The sequence below is a fragment of the Metabacillus hrfriensis genome, from assembly GCF_030127205.1.
Lineage (GTDB): Bacteria > Bacillota > Bacilli > Bacillales > Bacillaceae > Bacillus_P > Bacillus_P dongyingensis.
This window is the reverse complement of record NZ_CP126116.1, coordinates 2,323,495-2,347,226: the sequence shown is the minus strand read 5'-3', so window position 1 is coordinate 2,347,226 and position 23,732 is coordinate 2,323,495. Positions and strand designations below refer to the sequence as shown.

Below are 23,732 nucleotides of genomic sequence, written 5' to 3'. Positions count from 1 at the left end.
ATGGGGTTCTAAGCAACATCTTATTCCATTAAATGCCCGATTGTTGAAGATGAGCACTTTTTAAAGCCTTACTGGGCAATGATAGCAAGCTGTAAAATAATAAAAACCACAGTGACATGGACTGTGGTTACATGAACGTTTTATGCATCATCCGTATGTTTGAGTAATGGAAAATAGTCAGCCCAACAGCTCAAGATATTCCATATGCATAATCCAGCAATTATACAAATGATCCCAGCAGAAACAGCACACCATATACAGAGCGCTTTGATTACAAAAATACTGACAGTCATAAGGTACACGCTAAATGCTAATGCACTCATTATCATTAGGCAGAAGGATAAAAACCCCCATCGTTTATCAATCAAAGGTAAATTTATTAATAGCATGGAATAGCCAATTATCCCCAGAAGCGATACAGGCATTCCATGAAACCTGCTATAAGGACTTTCATTCACTTTCATGCAGCTGGTGCTATCAATTATAGGACAGGCAATTGGGACATTCAGTAAACTGCTAAGATAAAGATATGTACTAACACAAAACCCGATAACTAGAAACAAGAGAAACAAACCTTTAAGATTATTCCAATTCTGTTTCAATGTACTTGAGAAACTCCTCTTTTTTTAATGTCCCTTGAAACTTTTGTCCATTAATAATAGTTGTCGGAGTTGATGTAATTCCGAGTTTTTTCACTTCAGATTCCAATTTCCCTTTAATCTTGACAGGATTCTTTTCTTGGAGATTTGCGTTCTCAAAATACCTTTCAAGTTCACCTGCATTTTTTTCACTCCATTGTTCCTGTTCTTTAAACACCCTATTTATTACACTGAGCTGGCTGTCCTTATCTGAAATAGCATTGACTCTTTCATTTACAATTTCAGCATTTTTATAAGCTTCAATAGATACATGCTTCATCAGATAGTAAAGCTTTCCATCGTTAATTAGTCTTTCCACTTCCTCATTAAGTTCTGAATGCTGCTCTTTGCAGTATGTACATTGAAAATTTGTATATTCTATCAATGTTATTGGGGCATCCGAGTCACCGAAAGCATACCCATTTTCAATTAATTCTTCACTACTTATTTTAGTTGAAGCTACCGAAGAATTTGAAGACATTAATAGGTTGCCAACTCCTGCTATAAACAAGAGAATTGTAATGATTACCAGACATGCTATTATCTTTCTATTTTTCATTTGCATTAGCCATTCTCGATTTAATCATTTGGGAGATAGAAAACAGGATGATGAAAAACAAGGTTGTGATTCCAAACAGGTATATCATTCCCTCTGAGGCTTCCAAATTAAAGCTTGCAGGCTCTTTAGTAATTTCTAATTTATAGAAATCACCTAGACTGAATGATTGAAATGTAAAAAGAGAATATAGCGTAATAACTGTAAAGAAAATAGCCATTAGTATGAGTGAAACTATTACAGCTGAAAATAAAACTTTCGTATACATCTTCATATCTATTTCCCCGTTTCGTATAACTAAAATGAGTAGCGTTTTTTTCTGAGTTTAGAAGGAGGCGATGTACTTTTGTTATGCTGATCAAAAATTTCATTATACAATTTACTTCCGTCATTAAAGAAAGGCAGCAAATTTAACAAATGAAGCAAAAAAATGCCAGAACAAACCAAACCCACTAAATGGAAAAACGGATCAGAAATCATCAAACATGCCCAGGCCCCAGCTATTCCGAAACCTCCGGTTATCATTGGTCCGCTGACGGCCACAATAAGCTGTTCATTTACCGCAGGACGAATGATCTTAAAACTCATAAATCCAATCTTTAAAAAGCCAATTGAATTTTTTTGCAGGCTGCGCCTCAAAAAGTAAAGATGTGAGGTTTCATGGATACTGATGCTTACCGCGATAGCAAAAAATATGCAAAGGCTATAAAAAATCACAGTCATCGCTTCAGCTTCTTTGCTTACTATAAATGGAATGGAGCTTAACAGCGTAACTATTACCATAAGAGGGAGGAGCTGAGCTGCACACCTTACTAAAACAAACAAAACCATTGCAGGAAATGAAAGGGTTTGGATGTTATATCGTTTAGCAGATGGAATATATTTTCGATTTGTTAATGTCACAAAGTAAGACAAAAGTGTATCTTGCAGTTTATTGGAAAAATTTATAAGATGATGCTGTTCGAGCAGGCTGAACACATTCATCAAGTCTTTTTCAATTTGTTTTTTCTTTACATCAGAAAAATGATCATGAATTTCCTCAATCAGATCCTCAATTGTCTTCTTGCCATCTATCTTGGAGAGCATATAAAAAGCCATACGGTCAATTTTATGCTGTTTCTCCAAACCTAAATCTTCAATACAATTCTCCTTTAGCACGACATCAACAGGAAACGCTGGAATGCTTTTATTAGTCAGCATATTTTCTCTTCCACCCATCAATAACATATAAAGATAAACTAAAGACTGCAATTAGAAAAAGAATGATATATTGATAAATTGATTGGGGGACGTATTCGAGTCCCTTATAAATAAGCAGGAATGCAGGCAATGCAATCAGACTTCCACCTACTGCGGTAAATGCTGTAGAATAAGGATGTTTTGGTGAGTAGGGAAAAATGACACCAATCATATAAGCCGCAGTCGTAACCAATATGCCGATCGGCAAATATTTATAAAACTCAAGTATAGGTAAAGGATATGACATTTTAAAAACAATAAACAGGATCGTTGCTAGCCCGATAGAAAGAAACATATTAGCAATCAGCTTTGCATATATCCATTTTTTCGAAGAATAAGGAATTGCGTTCCACATTAAAAATGTCTTTTGTTCTCTTCCATAAGAGCTGTAGCTCAAGAAGCTGCTCATGATCCAAATTGGAATGGGCAAAAGAACATAGTAGCTGCTGAGATCCAGGACGAATGCGAGAAACAGACTAATTGTTGACAAAACGATAACATATAAGATATTTTCAGAGTTTCTGATGGTTTCCTTGAATTCTTTCACAACAAATGAGAGAAACTTGTTTTTTGAGAAAGGAAGACGTTTAAGAAATGCAATCCCAGATGAATCTTTTAAGGAAGAAGGCAACAGTACACAGCAGAGAAACACTAGAAAGATAAATAGGGCCAATAAATGGACCATGACCACATAACCTGCTTGAAAATCACCGAAAAGATTTGAAACAATAGTCAGATTTATAAGCATTAGATATAAAAAGTTGTACTCCATGTTTACGTATAAACTTTGGAACATATTCAAATCAAGAGTCAAAAATAAGATTCCTAAAATGGCAAACCCTGCTGATGACACACTAAGCGCCCTGTTAAATGGAAGATTCAGCAAGTGGCCTGTCAGATAATTCACACCTTCAAAAACAATTAATGTTGTAAAGAGAATCATGGTAATCTGCAAAAACATGCTGCCAAATAACACAATTGTTTGCAAAAATGTAAATTTCAGCGCTAAAGTCATAGTTAAAAGAATTGGCACATAAAAAACGGATAAAAGAAAGGTTACTATGATAAGCAACGGAAGGTAGTATCCCGCTTTTCTTTGAAAAGCAGTTAAAGGCAGCCATAGCATACTGAGTTCAATATTATTACGTTCAGGAGAAATAAGCAGCAGCATATTAAGGGAAATGCTTGTTAGCAAAGATAGATTAATGAATAAGGCAACAAAAATAACGGGAATCATCCTTGGATCCGTTAATCCAAATGATTCTATAAATGGATATAAAGCCTGTTTTGTTAATAAAAGTAAAAGTGCAAATAATAGAATGGCTGTCATTGGAATAATAATCTTCAAGAAAGGATTTTGAACGATCAGCTGTTTATAATGATTTTTCCAAGTTAGGTAGATAATCTTAGAGATTTCCAATGACTTTATCAATTTCGATTCCTCTTTCTGATAAACCTGAAGCTGCCATGAATACATCTTCAAGTTGATTCATTGAATACTTGCGTAATAAATCCTTAATTTTCCCATCTTCCACCAGTTCGGCTTTTGAGATAATTCCAACCTTATCACACAGAGATTGAGCAGAAAGCAGATCATGTGTGGCAATAAGAATAGCTGTATTCTTCGCCCTGTAATGCCCCAAAAGCTTTTTAAAGATAATCACTGCCTCAGGATCTAATCCCCTAAAAGGTTCATCTAGAATCAGCAGCTTAGGCTGATGAAGAATAGCTGCTATAAATTGCAGTTTTTTCTTCATTCCATGAGAATATCCCCCTATCAATGAGTGCATTGCATCTTCAATTCTGAATATCTTCACCAATTCTTTCATTGCATAATCATCATCAACTTCATACATCTTCATCATAAAGGACAAGTATTCAAATCCTGTTAATGTTTCTGGAATTAATAATTCGTCTGGAACATAACCAAATTGGCTTCTTGCGGCTAAAGAAGAACCTTTTAATCCATTTATTGTTATTTCACCGGTATCCGCCTTAGAAAAATTGGTTATCATATTTATTGTAGTCGTTTTTCCTGAACCATTTGGACCAATTAATCCATAAATTTCACCAGTTTTCACCTGAAAAGATACCTGATCAACAGCTATAACCTTTTTATTGTAAACTTTGGAAATATTGTCTACCTTTAAGATGTCTATCACTCTTTTCAACCTCTTTACTGGATTTTATTTAATAAAATTGTTATAATATAACTCTAAATTGTAAATAAGATGTTAGTAATTGATAAAGGTGTAAAGAGAGGGTGACAAAACACCAGGTCGAATTGTTGATTTGTCTCCCCCCTTTTTGCAACTATTTACATCCTATTCTGAATTTCCAGCCTCCGCCTTCTACTTGCTCAAGCGTTCCTTCGAAGCTGCTGCGCGCGTACATAAAGCACCATGCAATTGCACCTAGAATCAGTGTGGCTCCAAGCGCTAATAATACATAACCAGCTACAATAAAGAATGCTACTAGATCTTCAACCGTTTGCGTATTGTCCATCTCCATTTTAGGAGATGCATAGCTTGTAAGTTCCAAAAGATTACCTCCCTTCTCTTCATAAAATATATGTACCTTTATTTGCAAGAGGGTACTTCTACACTCTACTAAAATTGGAAATATTTATCTATCCATTATTACCATTTTAAGGATAATTACCTACGGAAAACTATTCCATTTAACCAGATAATAATTTTGAATCTTTTCATTATTGGGTATTATTTACTCTTAAATGATAAATAATTATTTCTTTTTGATGTATAAATCCGCTTCAGCTTTACCAAACCTTATGATTTAGTTGAGTGAAACAGCTGCTCTTCTCAGCCTTAACTCATATGAGCAAGGTCTTCTTTTTTGATGAGTTCTACTAATTTCTTTTATCTTTGGTTTCCCTTTTGAAGCATAAGCCCCTAATATTGAACAAGGAAACTAACTTATGTGCAGATCTACCCCATACTTGTATAGGTTTAATTTCTTCGCAATAGTTTGCGAAGAGAAGTTATCCCAAGCTGTACTATAAAGTGGATATAAAGCTGCTTTTCTAATTTCGTTTGCCCAGGCAATTACACTACTTGTCCCATATCCACAACCTTCATAAGAATCCAAAGTTTCTACGCTTGCCTCAGCACCTCTTGAACTCTTTCTTGCACTGCAGCAGACAGAAACTGCTATTCCGTTCTGAATAATGGCATAAACGGGCTGTCTCTTTTCAAAATGCTGAATAAGATTTGGGAATCCCATTCGCAATAACTCTTTATTATCGTTCGTTATTTTAATTGCATTTGAAGTCATATTAAAATTTTCAGGGAAAACATAGGCAGGACCCATCCATATCTTATTTATCTGTTTTAACTTACTTACATTCATAATTAAGTTCCCAAGCTCTATGTTATTTTGATTGTTATTTACTACTTCAAATATCTTTATTTTATGATGTTCCGGAAAAGTTTTGTTGAACCGAATGACGTTGCCTTCTTTTGTACGACCCAAAAAGAGGAAAGGTGCTATTAAATCGGTTGACTCATTTATTTCTGTTATTCTCTTTAAATGATCAATTTTAAATAAGACTTCTGTCTGTATTTCCATAAGTTCATAGTCTTTATACAATCTTTGTCCCCCTATTTTCAAAATGTTGCTCAAGTCTATCCAAAAGGACTATTACCTTGTGCTGTAATCGACACCATTTGTCGAGCTAATTTTGATCCTCTCATTGCTGCTGATTAACATTGAAATAAACGTAAGTTACAACAGGCAAGACGCTTAACAAAATGCCTAACGAAATAAGAATTTTATTCTCACCTCTTCTAAAAAGTCCAATCACAGAAACAATGAGTTGAATTAATATAATTGCTAATATGATTTCCATTTTGATCATAACGAAAATTAAATACCATATGAATATGTCTAAGGTTAATGATAGAACACTAAAGATAGGTAAATCTTTCAAAAATAAAACCGCCTGTACCAATGAGCTTCTTCAACAATCCTGCCCTTTCGTATTATAAGGTCAATGGACTGTTATTTCTGCGCCTGATAAAAAAGATAAAGGAATGACACAGAAAGAATTAGCAGAGTTTATTGATATCATTAAAAACGAAAGATAAGGCCCGCATATTCTCATGCAGGCCGCTTTTCCCTATTTAAAATATCATAGCCTTCCTTTTGCTAGACTCCCACCTTCACAATTAGCTTTGTCGTATTCGACTCGACCGCAGCCAAGATGACATCCTGCGACCTCATTCCTTCTTCACTCGTAATTATTGGCGTCTCTCCATTCAGAATACAGTCCACAAAGTGATCGATGACATGTGACTTTGTCTGGCCGCCTTTTCTGTTGGACTCTATCCATTCTAGTGCGCAGTTGACAACTTCACCAGTTTTGTATTGAGCGACGAGCGAATAGGCAGGATCATCCTCTAAACGAAGCATTCCTTTCTCACCATAAATTAAGGTGGAGTTGTCTCCTCCTGCAATTCAGGACAGATGTATGAATTTTGCATTTCATAATGCCTGCCAAGAGAAGCCGACTTTGAAAACCATGCATGATTTCAAGTACATGAAAAGCTAGATCTCCCGACGCACGGTGGTGCCGTCTATTCAATATAGCATCTGCCATGTCTTCAATCCCTAGGCCACGCAGGTTCTCAACTGCTTTGGAAACCAGCTCTTGCTCTACCCACTGATCCGTTCCTTTACGGTTAAGCTTTACCGGCCCAGCAAACGTGTTCGGATCCGGAACAGAAATCGATCCCTTCCGTTCCGTAGATTTCAATAAACGGCGTTTGTGTGGCCAGCACATTAAAGCTTGTGATGATGGTGCCGATCGCTCCGCTTTTGAACTCCACATTCCCAGAAATATGGGTCGGTGTCTGAACTGGTATTTTCTTTCCTGCATCCTCTCCCGTCATAATCGTTCGTTCTAAAAAGGGAATGCCGGCAGAAGCGGTAACCCGCTTAACCGGGCCCATAAGAGAAATAAATGCCGTTAAGTAGTAAGGACCCATGTCATACATCGGACCTCCGCCAAATTGATAAAAGAACGCAGGATTCGGATGCCAGTTCTCCGGTCCTCTCTTAAGCATAAAAGCGGTAGCTGCAACTGGCTGGCCGATTGCACCTTTCTCAATGAGCGTCCGGCACGTCTGAAGTCCTGCTCCTAGAAACGTGTCAGGCGCTGCACCTATCAATAAGCCATTCTTTTTGGCTGTAGCCAACAATTCTTTACCTTCTTGAATAGAAGCGCTGAGCGGTTTTTCCACATAGACATGCCTCCCAGCTTTCAAGGCCTGTAGACACAATGTATAATGTCCGCCAGGTGGTGTTAAGTTCAGTACAATATCAATTTCCTCATGACAGATTAATTCATCAACCGAGAGTACATAAGGAATGCCATGTTCCTCCGCCTTCTGTTCCGCCCGCCCGCGTTCCAAATCGGCAACAGCAATGACATCTAAATGCTCGAAACGACTGCAGTTTGTTAAATAAATATCACTGATTACACCACAGCCAATCAATCCAATGTTTATTTTTTTCAAGGTGTCACTCTCCTGCCTATTACTCTTTTACTGCTCCTCCAGCCAAGCCTTTCACCACTTTTTCCTGCGAAAAAAGATAGACGACAAGGATAGGCAGACTTGCCAGTGTAAGTGCGGCCATTAAGCCCGGAATATTAACGGAAAATTCTCCTTTAAAATCCTGTAAACCGAGTGGCAAGGTCATGTTTTCCGGACTTGAGATCAGCACAAGCGCAAATATAAATTCATTCCATAAATGAATAAAGTTATAGATTAAAACGGTCATTAACGCCGGTGTAAGCATCGGCAAAATCACACGCCAGAAAATGCCGAAGTGATTGCAGCCGTCAATTTTTGCAGCTTCCTCTAGGGACACCGGAATCTCTTGCATGAATTGCGTCAGAATAAAGATGGAAATTGGAAGACTGAATGCAATATATGGACCAAGCAGCGCCCAGATTGTGTCGTACATCCCCATGCTTTCTGAAAGCTTAAAGATAGGAATTAAGGTCGCATGGATTGGAAGCATCATGCCGGCAATAAAAAGCAGGAACACGACGCGATTCAACTTGAATTTCATCCTGCTTAAAGGATAACTCGCCAATGCAGCGATCAGCATTACTGCAAATACAGCTACTACTGACACGAGGATGCTGTTTAGAAAATAACGGGACAGTCCCATTTCAAATACACTCTTATAGTTTTCAAGGGTAAAGGAAGAAAAAAGAGAATACGGTTTTTCGAAGAACTCTGTTCGGCTTTTTAAACTGGTCGAAATCATATAAAGAAAAGGAAAGCCTGTAAACACAAGAAGAATAATGGCAATCACGTACAGAGGGATTTTTTTTATCGCTAAATTCATGCATAGGCTCCTTTCTTCTTCCGGTAAAAATCAAGTGCCTGAATGATGATGGTCACTATCATCGCAAGGAAAAACATGACAAACCCTATTGCACTGGCATATCCCATGTTAAAGTTCACAAATGCCTGCTTGAACATGTATGTTCCAAGCAGCTCAGTTCCGTGGTTTGGTCCGCCACCCGTCATAACATAGAAAATATCAAACGCCTTGAGCGATCCGACAATCGCCAAGATGGAAGAACTGATAATCGTAGGCATTAACAGCGGAAAGGTGATACGGAAAAACTTCGTGAACGCATTCGCACCATCGATCTCTGCTGCTTCATAAAGCTCTTCCGGAATACCAACGATTGCTGCTTTAAACAGAATCATATAAAACGGAGAAAACTGCCATACGATAACAAGTAAAACCGCAAACATGGCCGTACGGGATTTGCTCAGCCATTCAACGTTTTCAAAACCTAAAAAACTCACGAGCTGGTTAATGATTCCATTCAACGGATCAAGCATGAGCACCCATAGGAGTCCAACTGCCACAGTGGAGATTAAGAATGGAAAAAAGTAAACACTGCTGAACAGCCGGATGCCTCGGATTGGTGCAAGCAGCATAAGCGCCATAATCAGTCCAAGAGGAATCTGTACAAAAACTGAGGTCAGCACGACCCAAGTGTTATTCGTCAATGACGTCCAAAAAATGCTGTCACTCAATAAATTGACATAGTTCTGCAGTCCAACATATGTGCCCGCACCCACACCGTCCCACTCGTAAAAACTGTAGAGCAAGGTCGAGAAAATCGGGTACAGAACATAAATGACATAAATGATAATTGCCGGAGCTAGAAACAGACTGATGGTTACAAACTTGTTCAATGATTTACTCTTTGGTCTCACAGCCGGCTGCACAACCTTCTTCGCCGTTGGTATTCCTTTTAATTGCGTTTCCACGTCATCCCTCCTCAACGTTTAACAAATGAAAGGATCAAAGGGGTCATAGCCCCTTTGGCACCTCAGCAATTACTCCTTCTTCAGATCTTCCTTGGCTTTTTGCTCCATTTTTTCCGCTGCTTCTTCCGGGGTCATATCAAGACCGAACACTGCTTGCGTTGTATCTTTGTGGAGCTCTGCAAGCTCTGGTGGAAGTGTCTGGTCATATGGCATCTGAAGGTGGGTAGCATTTTTTACCACATCGTAAAAACGTTTAGTGAATGGATCTGTTGGAACGACATTGTCCACCGCTGTTAATGAACCAGTGCGGTCAACATACTGCTGGGCGGTTTCCGTGCTGCTCAGCTCCTTGGCAAGTTCAATTGCCAGCTTCTGGTTTTTGCTGTTTTTTGCAACAGACCATACCGGACTCGCTGATGCGCCAAGATGGGTTTGATCGCCTTTGCCGCCATCCACTGTCGGGAATACAAAGAAATCCAGCTTACTTTCAAAATCAGGAGCTTCTTCTTTCATGTTGTTCACAAACGAAATGGTCATATCGGTCATCGCAGCCTTGCCGGAATACATGAGCTGGCGCCCTTGTCCTTCATCGTAAGGAAGACCATTAAAGCCTGAGTTAAACGCTTTCATTTTTACCATTTCCTGAATAAGTTCTCCCGCTTTCAAATAAGCCGGATCATCAAAGCCTTTTCCAGTCCGGTGGAACGCACTGTCAAATAGCTCAGGGCCGCCTATACGGCTCGCAAAGTTCATCAAATAGTACGCACCTGGCCACTTAGTTTTATTCGCCAACGCAATTGGAATGATGTCATTTTTGTTGAGGGTATCAACAATCTTAAGCCACTCATCGTATGTCTCTGGAGGGGTTAACCCGTATTTCTTGAAAATGTCTTTGTTGAAGAATACAACATCAATGGATAAGCCGAGCGGCAATCCGAACACTTTGTTATCATACGTTGAATTGTCCAGAGCCAGTTTGTTGAAATGATCTTTGTCAGTATCGGCAGTAATGTCAAGCACCTTATCTTGATCTACAAAATTCTTCAGCCAGCCTCCGCCCCAGCTTACAAATACGTCTGGAGCACGGTCGCCAGACATGGCAACGGAGAGCTTCTGTTTGTAGGCATCGTTTGGAATCTGCAGCATTTTCACTTTAACGTCCGGATGCTCTTTTTCAAAACGCTCCACGGCTTCCTTGTACACTTTTTCTTTCTCTCCCGGATCAATCTGCCAGAACTCTAGCGTCTGTTTCCCTTTGGAACCTGATTCATTTACTGACGATTCCTTCGCACCCCTGCCGTTTAAACCGCATGCGGATAACAACATAACCGCAACAATACTTAACGTCAACACTACTCTTTTCACAGCTATCCCCTCTTTTCTCATTTAAAATAGCGGTTACACCTTTATGTAGTTCTTTGTGAGGTATTGAAAACTTATTTCGATGCTATCAAGCGGTGAGCGTCGGCTCTGATCTTGCTCTACAATCCACCAATTCACTTTGGATGATTCTCCTTTGTTTAAAATTGCTTCCAGATTCACGCCGCCTGTACCAAGCTCCGCAAAGAACTGTTCGCCTTCGGTGGTCATATCTTTCAAATGAACAAGTGGTGTTCTTCCCTGATATTTTTCCAGCCACTTCACTGGGTCTTCTCCTGATTTGGTCAGCCAGTACACATCAAACTCCGCTTTCACCCAATCATGATTTGTTTCTTCAAGCAGCAGTTCAAGTGGCTTTCTGCCATCAGACAAAGGCTGAAGTTCAAAATCATGGTTATGATAGGCGAACGATAATCCTTCTTTATGACATGTTTCACCAATGGAATTCAGGATGGATACAAGTTCACGGTAATCCTGCTCACTTCGCCGCTCTGGCGGGAGGAACGGACAGACAATGTATTTGTTTCCAATGACGTGCTGATATTCTATGACAGAATTCAAATCCAACTCCAATGTCTCTAAGGGAATATGGCTTGATGCTGGCTTAAGTCCGAAATCATCCAGCGCCTTTTTCAGCTCTGATGCTTCCAGTCCGCCATATCCGGCGAACTCAACGCCATCGTATCCGATATTAGCAACCTTTTTCAGCGTCCCAATAAAATCTTTTTCTGTTTCATTTCGCAGCGTGTACATTTGCAGTGCCACAGGTATGCGTTTTGACATTTCAACCTCTCCTCTTCTAAAACTATTATTTTATTAAATGTAATCAGTTACATTTTCAATTAACCTCAAACCCTCTATTTCAAAAGTTATTCAGTTTTCGAAAAATGAAACCGATTACAATATTAATCATCATTTAGAAGTTTTGCACCGCATGAATCACGAATAATCAATTCGCTCTCTAGTACATATTGCCTTTTTGTCATCTCAACTCCAGTAATCTGATGAAGCAACAGTTCAGCTGCTTTTTTGCCCATCTCAAACATCGGCTGAGCTATTGTGGTTATTCCTGGATCATAAATAGCTGAAAGCTTAATATTATCAAATCCCACAACTGCAAGATCCTCAGGAGCCGAAAGACCGTAATCTTTCGCCGCCTTGATCACGCCTGTTGCCATTTCATCATTCGCAGAAAATACAGCAGTCGGCGGATGTTCCAGCGCCAACATCTTGGTCATCTGGTTGTAGCCGGATTCATGGGAGAAATCTCCCTCCTGTATTAAGATATTATCCACATCCAGGTTATTTTGCAAAAGTGCCTGACGATACCCTTTCAGACGGTCCTGGCTCACCTGAAGATGAAGTGGGCCTGTGATATGAGCGACTCGGGAGTGACCTAGTTTGATGAGATGCTCAGTTGCCGTTCGAGCGCTGCTCACATTATCAATGCTGACAGTTGGAATGGCGATGCCTTCGAGATAGTCCGCCGTAAGAACGACCGGATACTGTTTCATCACTTCAGCTATGATTCCTTTATCCATTCGGGCAGACAGCAAAATCATTCCGTCCACCTGGCGCTGTTTTAGGTGATCAAGGTATTCATATTCCTTTTCCACCTGTTGATTTGTGTTTGCGAGCAACACACGGTAACCATTCTCTCCTGCGGCATGCTCAATCCCGCCAAGAATATGAGAAAACACCGTATTCATGATGTTCGGAACAACGACCAGGATCGTATTGGTCTCACTTCTTCTGAAATGCCGTGCCAAAATATTCGGTTGATAATTCAGCTGCTCAATGATCGCCAACACCTTATCCCGCGTAGCCTTCTTCACCGTTTCTGGGTTCCTCAGCACCCTCGAAACCGTAGCTTTTGAAACATTTGCTCTCTCTGCAACATCGTTCATCTTTACCATTGGTGCATCCCCTATACTACTGAAATTGAATCTATAAAATGTAACCGGTTACATAGAGTATAACATAAACTGTCAGAATTTAAAGATAATTCATTAAAAAACTATTAATATAGTCCGTATTTCCTCTTCAGGGGGGTTACCCCCTCATTTTTTTCTTCTATATAATCCTTTAGTTCCATAGGAACTATCTACCCTTTACCAGAGGAATGTGGCCATCCTCTGTTTAAGCTAGAAACATTTCGCACATCTAATCTGCCCTTTACTTAAAAAGAAGAGAGAACGTTCTCGTTACGTTATTGAGTAGTTCCATCTAGTTCTGCACAATAAAAAAGCCAGCATTATTTTTGCTGACATCTGATTCTATGTTTAATTGTAATACAATATAAAAAGAAAAAATTTTCAGATGCTACTCATAGCAAGTAGAAATGCACCATTAAAAGTAAAAAACTTATGCCCACTTTAGTAACCATTTTATCTAACACACCCTATCTTCAATAGAATATTGTTGTCTTCATCGTTACAATTTAAAGTTAACATAATTATATTTAGCTAATGTTTATTGATTATAAATACTTTATTAATTTTGTAAACGCGCCCGTTTGTTGAAGATCCTTAACTCTATGAGTTATTTTCTACCCATATTATTGAACTCATTAACTTCCTTCCAAGTTCTATTATCTTAGTTTCAAATTCTATATCATAATTTTCAACTCGATCTTGAGAGATACTTAGTTGTCATCTCCAATTACTACTTATATCAAATTAGGTCTATTCTTATTCAACAATCAAGCCCTTTACCTTAAAAAGAAGAGGCGACACTTTGTTAAGCAATCGCCTCCGATTATGGAAGATTATTATCTTTTCTTATAGAAGATAAGCACCCGAAGCTATTAAATCTGCATTTTCTTATACCGCCTAGGTTTCACGAAATAAGCCTTTGTCCATTTCAATTCAAATGAAGAATACATATCTTATTATATATTCAAAGAAAGGAGGCAATCTCATGTCTAGTATAACAACCGGTCCATTTCGTGTTCCAGTATCTTTTCCCGGTGGCAGTCCTTCGCGTCTAATTATCACTTTAAAGAACCATACAGATAAGGTTAAAGATGTTAGAGTAGTAGTTCAGGAATGTCCTGCACCTACTCAACCACTATTTCCGTCAGGTGCAAGATGCGTAGTGTCAAATGAAACTCCTGAAATAGTAATCTGTGATGAAGATATCGTTTTGGGCAGTCAATCATGTCGTCAAGTATTTGTTGATGTTGCAATAAGAAATATTTACAGAGTTACTGTTATCGGCAAAATAAAAGAGAACGAAAAAGATGTTGAAGTTAGTGTAGTAGGTTCAGATATAAATTTACAATTCCATGAACCTACCATGTTTTTCCGTCATGAAGACTTTGTCAAGGCTGACGATAAGTAACATACCGCCTTACCATTATCAAAGAGATTATAACCTTAGTCAGATATAGCCAACACATGACTAAGGTTGTTTTAATTTTCTCGTAAACGAACCCGATTCGCCATTTTTATATTCTAGTAATTGTAAGTATTGTTAGTTTGATTTTCTTCTTGAACTAACTAACTTGCTTCTTTACTTCAATAAGAAGAGACGACACTTTATTAAGCAATCGCCCCCGATTGTTGAATAACGCAATTCAGCATACATATTCGATATAAGCAGATAATAACCTGAATACTTCAACTAAGAATAGTAAAGGAAGTGGTTATTATTAGGAACATCGTGCTAGTCTGCCTAATATTTATTGGACCTCTAATTAAACCAGGAAATGCAATCGATAGTGTTGCTTCCGGTGTGCTTAAGACCAATTATTTCAAAATTAGTTGATTAACACTATCTTCTATTCCATTAAAAAGGACACTAACCTTATTACAGATAAGCGCCCAAGTTTTAACTTTTTTCACATCAACTACTATAAAACGTTCACAAATAAGCAGCATATCTTCTGAAAATTCACGTCCTATTGCACTTAGTTCATTTCTAAAGAATTTTTCATGAGCTTCTCTCCAATATTGGTATGTTCTATCCCCTTCTCCTTCTGCAATAGCAAACTCTTCAGACACTTCGTTCATCGGCGTTAATGTGACTTCCACCGTTTTAATGATTGCTAAAGGCTTGTCTTCACTGTTTAAAATAATGCTATAATCCTCTATTGTTGGAACCGGTTCATTTTCCAACTCATAAAAAATATAACCAGAACATGTTGCTGTTTTTATACCATCTATCACTAATTGAGCTAGATGATCTGGATTAGCTCCAAATTGCCATGCACTAACTGACTGAGGTTTTTCTTGACCTTTCCAATGTTCATTCCAGTAAGCCTGAGCTGCCTTATTCATTATGTAGCCCTCCGTAACCCCAAACGTAAATTTGCTTAGAGATAATTTTATCAACTTGGATGTTTATTAATTAGAAAGAGCGATTGCAGTGTGCTGCAGCCGCCCCCGTTTGTTGAGCTAGTTGAGAATTAATTCTCCTTTTTGAAATTGAAGCCTGTCCCTTCTTTTTGTGAAACAAATCCCGCTGAAATTGATGTATTTTCTACCATAGTTTGTTCATCTGCTGTGATTACAGTAGTAATATCTTTTACTTTATATGAGTCTTTCTCTCTCATTTCTTGTTCTTCTACTGATACAACTCTGATTTTATCCTCATCTTCCACGTATACTTGACCTTTGTAATCATTTTCTGAAAATGGGTAAACATTAGCTAAAGCCTTTGGGTTTTCCAAATCTTTCTTTATTCCAATTGATAGTGTAAGAACTGCTACAGCACCAATAACTAATACCGATTTTCTTATCATAAAAAAGCCCCCTTTTAGATTTGCATTGCATTATATTGTAAATAATACCACAAAAATACAAATATTTCTTATTCAACAATCCTGCCCTTTACTTCAATAAGAAGTGGCGACACAATCGCCCCCGATTATTGAATAAGTAAGTTTTATATTAAGAAAACTTATTATTCAGTTTTACTTAGTTCTTTTAAAACACTACTTTTTAGATAGTTGTATTGATTAAAGTTTGTATCCATAAAAGCCTCTTCTCTATTTGAAGGCAAATCTTCATAACTTATACTTTCATTGAATTGAGACTCTGTAAAATCATACCGTGTATTGTGAATCATATTGTAAAAGTGCCAACCTTCAAATAAGGGGGTTTTTCGTATTTCCCCACCTAAAATGTCGTTGACTACTAATGATGTTACACCACATTGTCCTTTCGAAGGATTATCCATACTCCATTTGGAACTTGATTTAAATGACCACGTTTGTTTTAAAGCGTGTAATAACTGTGCTATTGTAACTTTATCAAGTGTACTCATTAATGGTCCCCCTATTAAAGCAGTATTACTATATTTTCTAGTACCTTATTCCATTAAACTGTCCTTTACTTTAAAAAGAAGAGGCGACACTCTGTTAAGCAATCGCCCCCGTTTGGGGAGGGAATATATTATTATTTAAAGACCTTTTTCATTTCCGATTGAAAACTATCAGTATTTTTACTCGCATCCAGATTTAGTTTTAAGAGTTCAACTGTAACTTCTTTTGATTTTACTAATCCTTCAAAACGTAAATCCTTAATCCATTCCCAGATATCTTCGAGTTTTCGCTTTAGAGAGTAAAACTCCAATGCATCTAAATCGGGATTTTCATATTCTATATATTTTTTATATTCTCTTAAAAACTGCTGAGCATAAGACTCCGTTACAATTAAAATTAAATCTTGTTCTTGTGGAGCAAGTTTTAAGCACTCCCAATCAATAAGCATCAAATTACTACCTTGCATTACATTCCAATTATGGGCATCTGCATGGGACAAAACAAACTTGTGAGGTTTGCATTTCAAAGTTTTTGATAAATACTCCATCCTGTGAATATTATCGAACAAACAACCAGCATAAGGCTTTACGACCTCATATACCGCATCAAATTTTTTATCCAGATCATTATAAATAAAAGAACTCAATAGATCGCAAAAGTCTATGTTAAAACTTTCTTTTGTTTGTTGCTCTTTCAATTCATATGGGATATTGGGAGTATTCTTGTGAAGTATTCCAATAATCTTTGCCAGTTCATTAATCTGTTCTGAATTAAGTTTCTTTTCACCAATTGTAGTGCCCTCTATATACTCTGATAGCAAGTAAACGTACTCTTCGTCTTCACATTTATTACTCTCTGCTTTCGTAAGGATTGGATTTACAATATTATTTTTTAAAACTGTTTGTTCATTCAACCACTTTACTAAGGGAGTATACCTGTCAATTGCTTTAATCCACGGTTTAACAGAAGGCTTTTTTTTGTTATAAACTTTTAAAAAATACTTTTTACTTTCATCCTCGATTAAGAAAGCTAAAGCAGACCATCCGCCTGGCTTTTGTTCAATTAAAGTTACTTTAATTCCATAGTTATCTTTTAATATAGCTACTATCCGATTATTAATTTCCATTTGTACACCTCTTCTTTAAAAGGTTTTTATTTCTATCGGGGATTATATTCATTTCATTTAATGACATTTCCTTCTTCCACAATCCTGCCCTTTGCTTCAATAAGAAGAGGCGACACTTTGTTAAGCAATCGCCCCCGATTGTTGAAAAACTTAGTTATTAAATGGATTATTATTTTTTTGCAATCGAGTTAGTCTCCGTTCTAAATAACCTAAATCATATGTATATCTGTTCAATGTATCTTCAATGGCATCCATTACTATACTTGATATTCGCCACTCAACTCTTTTTCCAATTTTTCAATACATTCGAATTGCTTCTATAATCTCGCTTTTATTAATCATCCGATACACAGGTCTAATGTAAAATAATCATAGGTTTTCTAAAACTTCAATTTTCTTAAGGTCTTTATTATTATTCTTTGTTCTTCTATAACCGTCTTTTAATGCTCTTTTATAAACATTAAGGTAATCTTCAACTGATAGTAAACGATATGATACCCCATCATCATACATTTCTTTTAAATCTTCATAGTTCACACCAGCAAAGGGCTTTAAGTCTTCTTCAAATGAATATCCAATTTCAACCTTCCCGTTTACAAATTTATGTTCGTGTAAATCTACCAATGTGTAGCCTAGCTCTTCCATTGTCTCCTTTAATGTCTGCCACTCATTTTTTATAAATCTCAAAGGAACTAGTATATCTATGTCCTGTGGGGAAAATTCTACTTCAATTACTTTCTCAAGCCCTAAAGAACCATATAAAACGGGAGCTATCTTTAATTTCTGGTTCAATTTCCTGGAGACATTTAAGAATTCTGTATAAAGATAGTCGCTTTTCAAATACCACACCTCCAACCTACAATAATCATTCGCTGCTTATTCAAGAAAACTGCCCTTTACATCAATAAGAAGAGGCCACCATAATCCATTTCCTCTTTCCTCTGTTTCCCCTGAATCCCTTTTATTTATCCTTTCTTGACTACAGTTTTGGGTCTAATATTGATATTAGTGAGCATTAAATATAAAGTTCTCTTTAATAAAACCACTTAATTTGAACAGAATTCTTGAAATCACTCTTCAACTATCCTGCCCGAATGCTTAATACCAATTATTTCAAAATCGGGTGATTAACTCAATCTTTTATTCCATTAAAAAAGACACTTACCTTATTACAGATAAGCGCCCGATTCTTGAATAAAGGACTAAATTAATTCTTTCAGATGAATTTTTGCATCATAGGGAATAATTTCTTCTCCTTTTTCCACTCTATGAAGAAAATTTGGATTGGCAAGTAACGGACGTCCAAAAGCAGCGATATCAACCGTTCCTTCTGCTATTGCTTGTTCAGCTGTTTCAGCATTTAAATCTCCGACTCCGACAATAATTCCATCCCAATATTTACGGACGAGCTGATGCATTGTTTTTCCATCGGCAATTGTTTTGGTAAATTCCATGGTTGACGGATGAATCATTGTCATACCAACCTCTTTATAAGCTTCAATAAAAGTTTGAATAGCTTCTTCCGGATCTTCCCACATGTAATCCGGCTGGTCAATTTTTAACGCTGAAAATCGAATAAGTGTACGATTAGCTCCCACTGCATTAATAACTTCCTTTAAGACTTCTTTCATAAATGTTAGTCTGCCTGCAAGATCTCCTCCGTATCTATCTTTCCGGTGATTTGAAACATCTGAATTAAATTGATCAATTAAATAGCCGTGGGCACCGTGCACTTCAACTCCGTCAAAACCTGCTTCAATCGCATTTATTGCAGCTTGTGCATATTGGCCAATGACTTCTTTAATATCGTCGATACTCATTTCTTCAGGTATATCAAAAGGTTTTCCAAATCGTGATACTTTTCCTTCTGCTCGTATAGCTGATGGTGCCTGTGGTGGTAGATTGCCAGCAATCTCATGATGACTCGCTCTTCCAACATGCCAAATTTGTGCGATGATCGTTCCACCTTCTCGATGCACAGCTTCTGTTACCTTTTTCCACGCATTAATTTGTTCTTGAGTATACAGCCCCGGAACGCCTGGATTACCTTTTGCGCGAGGACTAATGACAATGCCTTCAGTAATAATCAGACCAATTCCATCCGCTGCACGTCGACGGTAATATTCCACGACATCTTCACCAACTACTCCTGTTTGAACATCAGCAAAACAGCGTGTCATTGGTGCCATGGCTGTTCTTGTACGCAACTTCCACGCACCTATGGTTACAGGTTCAAAAAGCTTACTGATCATCGTATGTTCCATTATGCTTTCCTCCTGATTATTTCTTATTTATTTTCAACAGCTAACTTTAAGTAATAGCTATGTTATCTAGGATAAAGATATTTAGCAAATATTACAAATTATATACTCACTCAAAAAAGCTAGTACTCAGTTTAAAAAATGTTTTAGAAAGAAAGAAACTGATGTTGTAAGATTTTTACATTTGCTTTTGTGTATGTTTCATCCGATCTTTAGGAGTCATTTGTTTACTTATATAACGCCAGATTCTCTTATCTAACTTATGATCATATTTATTTATATACCTACCGTATAATCATTGTTTAGTCATAAGCGCTATTCCATTATCTTGACCTTAACATTAAGAAAGAGCACAATTCTTGCTCCAGAATAGCGCCCGTTTGCTTAATAACGATCTCTTTGATTTTCTTTACTTTTATAAACATATAGCGAAATTCCTTTACCTGCCAGAGGTTCATCTCTTGGGATGAGTAACAAGATAGTAGTTGTGCAACTAACGCCACCCGGTAGTTCAACTATCGTTTTCGTTTAACAAAATAATTGCGATGCCCTTACGTCTTCAAGAATACCAGTCCCTTATGTTTAACAAGTATGGATGTATCTTTAGTCTGGGCTGCGAGCGATGAAGACGAATTCTAGTCCAGGGCGATCTGGTGCATCTCGAATATCCTCGACAGGTAAGTTTGCGGTCAATAAAGTGTCAATAATCTCGGACTTACTCCGGAACCTCAATGTCGAATCTGAGGTCAGTACCGTCCCTGCCCTCTGAAAAACGAATGTTTGACGGAACGAAACTAGCGGCAGTTGCACATCGAGAAGATCCACCCACTTCTCTACCTTTCCGATTTTAGGTGCTTCAATCACCTGATAGGACTGCTCACGATTCCAGTCCTTCCACGCTTCCTTTGAAGGGTCACGAACCTCGAATACTAGCCGTCCACCCGGTCGAATAACACTACGACATTCACGAAGTGTTGACATCCACTCTTCGTCAGTTACAAAGACTTGGGCGACGTTTCCAGTCATCATGATTAGATCCACTTGCACTCCAGCGAGCATCGCAGCTGTTCCATGAAGCCATCTGACCCGATCTGCATACGACTTACGGCTTGCGACTTTGAGCGAGGCTGCGGCTGGATCGACCCCAATGACTTCCTTACCAAGTGCAGCAAGTCGGCAGGCAAGGATGCCGGTTCCACAACCAATGTCAATTACGGATTGAGCACCGAATTCGTCTGTCATTGCAACATACGGGTCAAGATCTAGACGTTCTGACGAATCAAACAAATCGTAAATATCTGCAAGCCTTGGCTCTTCAAATATCCTGTCAGCCATGTCTATGTTTCCTCCTTGATACCTTTTTATCTCTTCTGCCATGGTAAAGCCATCTCAAATGAACTGATCCCCATGCTTTTGGGTTTTCAATTTCTAAAAAAGGATTTTCATTTAAATTTCTATTTAATTTAAGTACCCCTTTCGGTTTATAGGGGCATTGCGTGTTTATTGGGAAAATAATGCTATCCCCTCATATTTGTGCCCATATAAATTCTTGCTATTTTTCATTGACACCGACTCCTTTTTATCACATAAATAAAAATATTCTATATTTCCTAAATAAATCCCTTTAAATGACCTACATCTTAGTTTAAATACAATTTTTCACAATCTCGTCTAAATTCCAAAATAAATATCCATTTATTATAAAAGTGAGTTACTCAATAATCTGGCCCGATTGCTGAATAAAAAGTTGAATCCACTCTTCAATTAAACTGCCCTTTACTTCAATAAGAAGAGGCGACACTTTTTTTAAGCAATCGCCCTCTTTAGCTTAATAAGGATTTCACTTTTGCTTCTCATTTAACTGCTTCAACCAATCAATAAACCACACGTGAGGTAACTTTACTTTTGAAAGATCTAATTTCTGCAATTCTTCTAATGAGTATGTATTTACTAAAAACAAATCCCATTGACATTCAATATCTCTTGCTATGTTGAAAGCCATTGAATCATTCTCATCTAATTCGGTACCTTCATCATTATCGAATACCATTGTTAAGTTATCGCACCAATTAACAAAATCATATTGTGAAAAACTGTTTTCTTTACTACACAGGGTTTCTAATAATGTCTTTAAGTTTCCAACTGTATATGGAATATTTATGCTCGTCTCATTACAATTCCAATCCATTTAAGAATCCCTTCATTTATATATATTGACTATAAGTTTATTTTACATCCTGTCATATTCTTTGATAAAGGAGACGATCACAATATGCTGCAATCGCCCCCGATTGCGGAATATCACTTTTTGTTGTCTTATCGAAGAAAAGCGCCCAATTATTGAGGAAACTTGGTCTCGTATGATTTACTCATTAGACACACAACCATTGTATTGCAACTGAGGAAGCCTCCTGTCCATTCGCGAACAGGAGGCTTTGTTTGTTGGTGAAGCGGAAGTCTGTTTGTTATTACTGCGGCTGCTCCCCTGGGACATTCACATTGAAATTAACCCCAAACTTGTCCTTTACCATCCCGTACAAGGGGCTAAAATCCGTCTTATGAAGGGGTATAACGACTTGTCCGCCATCTTCCAAAGCGGCGAAGATTTCCCTCGCTATTGCCTCTTCTTTGGGATGGATTGCAATCTGAATCGTATTCCCTGGCTGATAAGGCATGCCTGCAAACGTATCGGAGAACATGAGATCCGCGTCGCCGACTTTCAAGTGTGCATGCATAACGCGATCCTTCATGTCATCCATCAACGGATGATTCGGGTCAGCCGGCATATCTCCGTAAGTCATGATACCCATCACTTTCCCGCCAAGCGCTTTCTCGTAAAAATGGACCGCTTCTCTCGTGTTACCGTCAAAAAACAAATACGGGTTCAAACTAATTGACATCATTCAACAACTCCTTTGGAATAATGTGGACAACCTCATACATGATACATCAAAATTGAGCTTGCGCAAACTGGACTAACCCACTTGATGGATAACTGTTCCAATTCTAAATAATCCTTATTCGATTAAATGGCCCGATTGTGGAATAACGATCAAATTCGATTACTCCGTTAAACTGCCCTTTACCTTAATAAGAAGAGGCGACACTTGGTTAAGCAATCGCCCCCTATAATGGAATAACGAGCGCAATCCAATACTTTAGAATTGCGCCCTATAGCGGAATATACAAATTATTCTCGCTCCTTTGGCCAAGAGCCTTGTTGTTTACGAATTAATACAATTTGCCCTATATGGTATACGTTGTGCAAAATTTGACGAGCCAGCCCCCCAACATGTTCCTCTTCCAGCTGACTGTCATTAATTTGTGCTAGTGATTTACGCAAATTTTCACAAATTTGGCGTGTTTCTGCCAAGACTGCCTCCCATTTTTCAGAATCTGCTGGGTCCCCGATATCTCCAAATGTATTCTCTGCCAAGATTGCCTTCCATTTAGAATCTGCTGGGTCCCCGATATCTCCAAATGTAGCCTCGTTATTAGATGCCTTTTTTCTAGGCGTTGTGTCATTGATTTGTCTAACAAGTAGGGCGTTGTAATAATTTAGATGGTTCATAGTTTGCAAAATTGTATTCCCTCCTCCAGGGGGTTGCCAGCTTGCATCTGTGGAATTTAAACCCTCAAGAGCAGATTCTAAAGGTAAAAACCAGGTCTCAGTATCCCAACTAAAGTCAAATTCCATGCGAAAAATATCCATTAGTTCTAGGTTCATTTGATTTTCTCCCCTCACCTTAAATTATTAAAATTTAGATATAAGGAATAGCTAAAACATTATCACAGGGGCCGGTCGGTTTCTCAAAACAAGATAACACACTTCCTTCACTCCTTTATTTTTATTTTTTTTGATTGGTTTAATAATAAAACAACTCCCCTGACAAACCCAGTCAGTGAAGATGTTATTCTACAATCTGGCCTTTTTGTGGATTAAA

25 protein-coding genes and 1 pseudogene are annotated in these 23,732 nt (G+C 37.9%); 1 reads left to right on the top strand and 25 read right to left on the bottom strand.

What is annotated here, in order from left to right; all coding sequences use genetic code 11:
* Positions 1-140: 140 nt before the first annotated feature.
* The 15 genes from QLQ22_RS25140 to QLQ22_RS11600 form a co-directional block, all read right to left on the bottom strand.
* Positions 141-563 carry a vitamin K epoxide reductase family protein gene (locus QLQ22_RS25140; protein WP_423246257.1) on the bottom strand — a complete coding sequence of 141 codons (423 nt, stop codon included), beginning with the start codon at positions 561-563 and terminating at the stop codon, positions 141-143.
* Between the two features lie 19 nt (positions 564-582).
* The gene (locus QLQ22_RS11665; protein WP_223442605.1) at positions 583-1,197 is read right to left on the bottom strand and encodes a DsbA family protein; all 615 of its coding nucleotides are present in this window, start codon (positions 1,195-1,197) and stop codon (positions 583-585) included.
* A complete protein-coding gene (locus tag QLQ22_RS11660) occupies positions 1,187-1,468 on the bottom strand; it encodes a hypothetical protein (RefSeq protein ID WP_223442601.1) in 282 nt (93 codons plus the stop codon). The genes QLQ22_RS11665 and QLQ22_RS11660 overlap by 11 nt, the downstream gene beginning before the upstream one ends.
* Positions 1,469-1,491: 23 nt before the next feature.
* Positions 1,492-2,394, bottom strand: coding sequence for a PqqD family peptide modification chaperone (locus tag QLQ22_RS11655; protein ID WP_223442598.1), 903 nt, complete (start codon positions 2,392-2,394; stop codon positions 1,492-1,494).
* The gene (locus tag QLQ22_RS11650) at positions 2,384-3,865 is read right to left on the bottom strand and encodes a hypothetical protein (RefSeq protein ID WP_284016654.1); all 1,482 of its coding nucleotides are present in this window, start codon (positions 3,863-3,865) and stop codon (positions 2,384-2,386) included. The genes QLQ22_RS11655 and QLQ22_RS11650 overlap by 11 nt, the downstream gene beginning before the upstream one ends.
* The gene (locus tag QLQ22_RS11645) at positions 3,840-4,595 is read right to left on the bottom strand and encodes an ABC transporter ATP-binding protein (RefSeq protein ID WP_223442592.1); all 756 of its coding nucleotides are present in this window, start codon (positions 4,593-4,595) and stop codon (positions 3,840-3,842) included. The genes QLQ22_RS11650 and QLQ22_RS11645 overlap by 26 nt, the downstream gene beginning before the upstream one ends.
* 151 nt (positions 4,596-4,746) lie before the next feature.
* Entirely contained in the window at positions 4,747-4,974 is a 228-nt protein-coding gene (locus QLQ22_RS11640) for a hypothetical protein (RefSeq protein WP_223442589.1), read from the bottom strand.
* Between the two features lie 390 nt (positions 4,975-5,364).
* Positions 5,365-6,042 carry a GNAT family N-acetyltransferase gene (locus QLQ22_RS11635; RefSeq protein WP_284016653.1) on the bottom strand — a complete coding sequence of 226 codons (678 nt, stop codon included), beginning with the start codon at positions 6,040-6,042 and terminating at the stop codon, positions 5,365-5,367.
* A 558-nt stretch (positions 6,043-6,600) separates the two neighbouring features.
* Positions 6,601-6,882 (bottom strand): Gfo/Idh/MocA family oxidoreductase, encoded by a 282-nt coding sequence (locus QLQ22_RS11630; RefSeq protein WP_338037040.1) that lies wholly within the window; start codon positions 6,880-6,882, stop codon positions 6,601-6,603.
* A gap of 251 nt (positions 6,883-7,133) precedes the next feature.
* Positions 7,134-7,970 (bottom strand): Gfo/Idh/MocA family protein, encoded by an 837-nt coding sequence (locus tag QLQ22_RS11625; protein WP_349654974.1) that lies wholly within the window; start codon positions 7,968-7,970, stop codon positions 7,134-7,136.
* Positions 7,971-7,989: 19 nt separating this feature from the next.
* Positions 7,990-8,811 (bottom strand): carbohydrate ABC transporter permease, encoded by an 822-nt coding sequence (locus QLQ22_RS11620; RefSeq protein WP_223442582.1) that lies wholly within the window; start codon positions 8,809-8,811, stop codon positions 7,990-7,992.
* Positions 8,808-9,755 (bottom strand): carbohydrate ABC transporter permease, encoded by a 948-nt coding sequence (locus QLQ22_RS11615; protein ID WP_284016652.1) that lies wholly within the window; start codon positions 9,753-9,755, stop codon positions 8,808-8,810. Before QLQ22_RS11615 ends, QLQ22_RS11620 begins: the two co-directional genes overlap by 4 nt.
* 69 nt (positions 9,756-9,824) lie before the next feature.
* Positions 9,825-11,120 (bottom strand): ABC transporter substrate-binding protein, encoded by a 1,296-nt coding sequence (locus QLQ22_RS11610; protein ID WP_284016651.1) that lies wholly within the window; start codon positions 11,118-11,120, stop codon positions 9,825-9,827.
* Between the two features lie 33 nt (positions 11,121-11,153).
* Positions 11,154-11,918 carry a sugar phosphate isomerase/epimerase family protein gene (locus QLQ22_RS11605; protein WP_284016650.1) on the bottom strand — a complete coding sequence of 255 codons (765 nt, stop codon included), beginning with the start codon at positions 11,916-11,918 and terminating at the stop codon, positions 11,154-11,156.
* Positions 11,919-12,040: 122 nt separating this feature from the next.
* Positions 12,041-13,051 carry a LacI family DNA-binding transcriptional regulator gene (locus QLQ22_RS11600; RefSeq protein ID WP_223442576.1) on the bottom strand — a complete coding sequence of 337 codons (1,011 nt, stop codon included), beginning with the start codon at positions 13,049-13,051 and terminating at the stop codon, positions 12,041-12,043.
* A 1,003-nt stretch (positions 13,052-14,054) separates the two neighbouring features.
* Between QLQ22_RS11600 and QLQ22_RS11595 the strand changes: the two genes are divergently transcribed.
* Positions 14,055-14,477 carry a hypothetical protein gene (locus QLQ22_RS11595; RefSeq protein ID WP_223442575.1) on the top strand — a complete coding sequence of 141 codons (423 nt, stop codon included), beginning with the start codon at positions 14,055-14,057 and terminating at the stop codon, positions 14,475-14,477.
* Between the two features lie 494 nt (positions 14,478-14,971).
* Here the strand turns inward: QLQ22_RS11595 and QLQ22_RS11590 are convergent.
* From QLQ22_RS11590 to QLQ22_RS11545, 10 genes and pseudogenes are all read right to left on the bottom strand, one after another.
* Positions 14,972-15,415, bottom strand: a pseudogene (locus QLQ22_RS11590) (ASCH domain-containing protein); the annotation flags it as partial.
* A gap of 128 nt (positions 15,416-15,543) precedes the next feature.
* Positions 15,544-15,879 carry a hypothetical protein gene (locus QLQ22_RS11585; protein WP_223442574.1) on the bottom strand — a complete coding sequence of 112 codons (336 nt, stop codon included), beginning with the start codon at positions 15,877-15,879 and terminating at the stop codon, positions 15,544-15,546.
* A 161-nt stretch (positions 15,880-16,040) separates the two neighbouring features.
* On the bottom strand, positions 16,041-16,403 hold the full coding sequence (locus QLQ22_RS11580) for a YunG family protein (protein ID WP_223442573.1): 363 nt from the start codon (positions 16,401-16,403) through the stop codon (positions 16,041-16,043).
* A gap of 131 nt (positions 16,404-16,534) precedes the next feature.
* The gene (locus QLQ22_RS11575) at positions 16,535-17,527 is read right to left on the bottom strand and encodes an aminoglycoside phosphotransferase family protein (protein WP_223442572.1); all 993 of its coding nucleotides are present in this window, start codon (positions 17,525-17,527) and stop codon (positions 16,535-16,537) included.
* A gap of 369 nt (positions 17,528-17,896) precedes the next feature.
* Positions 17,897-18,367, bottom strand: a complete 471-nt coding sequence (locus QLQ22_RS11570) for a hypothetical protein (RefSeq protein ID WP_223442570.1) — start codon at positions 18,365-18,367, stop codon at positions 17,897-17,899.
* A 362-nt stretch (positions 18,368-18,729) separates the two neighbouring features.
* Complete coding sequence (locus QLQ22_RS11565) at positions 18,730-19,791, bottom strand: alkene reductase (protein ID WP_423246246.1); 1,062 nt, start codon at positions 19,789-19,791, stop codon at positions 18,730-18,732.
* 600 nt (positions 19,792-20,391) lie between these two features.
* The gene (locus QLQ22_RS11560; protein ID WP_252208640.1) at positions 20,392-21,123 is read right to left on the bottom strand and encodes a class I SAM-dependent methyltransferase; all 732 of its coding nucleotides are present in this window, start codon (positions 21,121-21,123) and stop codon (positions 20,392-20,394) included.
* A gap of 505 nt (positions 21,124-21,628) precedes the next feature.
* A complete protein-coding gene (locus tag QLQ22_RS11555) occupies positions 21,629-21,976 on the bottom strand; it encodes a hypothetical protein (RefSeq protein ID WP_223442566.1) in 348 nt (115 codons plus the stop codon).
* Between the two features lie 280 nt (positions 21,977-22,256).
* Positions 22,257-22,688 (bottom strand): VOC family protein, encoded by a 432-nt coding sequence (locus QLQ22_RS11550; protein ID WP_284016799.1) that lies wholly within the window; start codon positions 22,686-22,688, stop codon positions 22,257-22,259.
* A 290-nt stretch (positions 22,689-22,978) separates the two neighbouring features.
* Complete coding sequence (locus tag QLQ22_RS11545; protein ID WP_252208639.1) at positions 22,979-23,515, bottom strand: DinB family protein; 537 nt, start codon at positions 23,513-23,515, stop codon at positions 22,979-22,981.
* Between the last annotated feature and the right edge of the window lie 217 nt (positions 23,516-23,732).

Bases quoted from the DNA above. Each gene is read 5' to 3' on its own strand.
- QLQ22_RS11665 (WP_223442605.1), bottom strand. From the start codon at position 1,197: ATGAAAAATAGAAAGATAATAGCATGTCTGGTAATCATTACAATTCTC.
- QLQ22_RS11660 (WP_223442601.1), bottom strand. From the start codon at position 1,468: ATGAAGATGTATACGAAAGTTTTATTTTCAGCTGTAATAGTTTCACTC.
- QLQ22_RS11655 (WP_223442598.1), bottom strand. From the start codon at position 2,394: ATGCTGACTAATAAAAGCATTCCAGCGTTTCCTGTTGATGTCGTGCTA.
- QLQ22_RS11620 (WP_223442582.1), bottom strand. From the start codon at position 8,811: ATGAATTTAGCGATAAAAAAAATCCCTCTGTACGTGATTGCCATTATT.
- QLQ22_RS11605 (WP_284016650.1), bottom strand. From the start codon at position 11,918: ATGTCAAAACGCATACCTGTGGCACTGCAAATGTACACGCTGCGAAAT.
- QLQ22_RS11600 (WP_223442576.1), bottom strand. From the start codon at position 13,051: ATGGTAAAGATGAACGATGTTGCAGAGAGAGCAAATGTTTCAAAAGCT.
- QLQ22_RS11595 (WP_223442575.1), top strand. From the start codon at position 14,055: ATGTCTAGTATAACAACCGGTCCATTTCGTGTTCCAGTATCTTTTCCC.
- QLQ22_RS11585 (WP_223442574.1), bottom strand. From the start codon at position 15,879: ATGATAAGAAAATCGGTATTAGTTATTGGTGCTGTAGCAGTTCTTACA.
- QLQ22_RS11580 (WP_223442573.1), bottom strand. From the start codon at position 16,403: ATGAGTACACTTGATAAAGTTACAATAGCACAGTTATTACACGCTTTA.
- QLQ22_RS11575 (WP_223442572.1), bottom strand. From the start codon at position 17,527: ATGGAAATTAATAATCGGATAGTAGCTATATTAAAAGATAACTATGGA.
- QLQ22_RS11565 (WP_423246246.1), bottom strand. From the start codon at position 19,791: ATGGAACATACGATGATCAGTAAGCTTTTTGAACCTGTAACCATAGGT.
- QLQ22_RS11560 (WP_252208640.1), bottom strand. From the start codon at position 21,123: ATGGCTGACAGGATATTTGAAGAGCCAAGGCTTGCAGATATTTACGAT.
- QLQ22_RS11555 (WP_223442566.1), bottom strand. From the start codon at position 21,976: ATGGATTGGAATTGTAATGAGACGAGCATAAATATTCCATATACAGTT.
- QLQ22_RS11550 (WP_284016799.1), bottom strand. From the start codon at position 22,688: ATGTCAATTAGTTTGAACCCGTATTTGTTTTTTGACGGTAACACGAGA.
- QLQ22_RS11545 (WP_252208639.1), bottom strand. From the start codon at position 23,515: ATGAACCTAGAACTAATGGATATTTTTCGCATGGAATTTGACTTTAGT.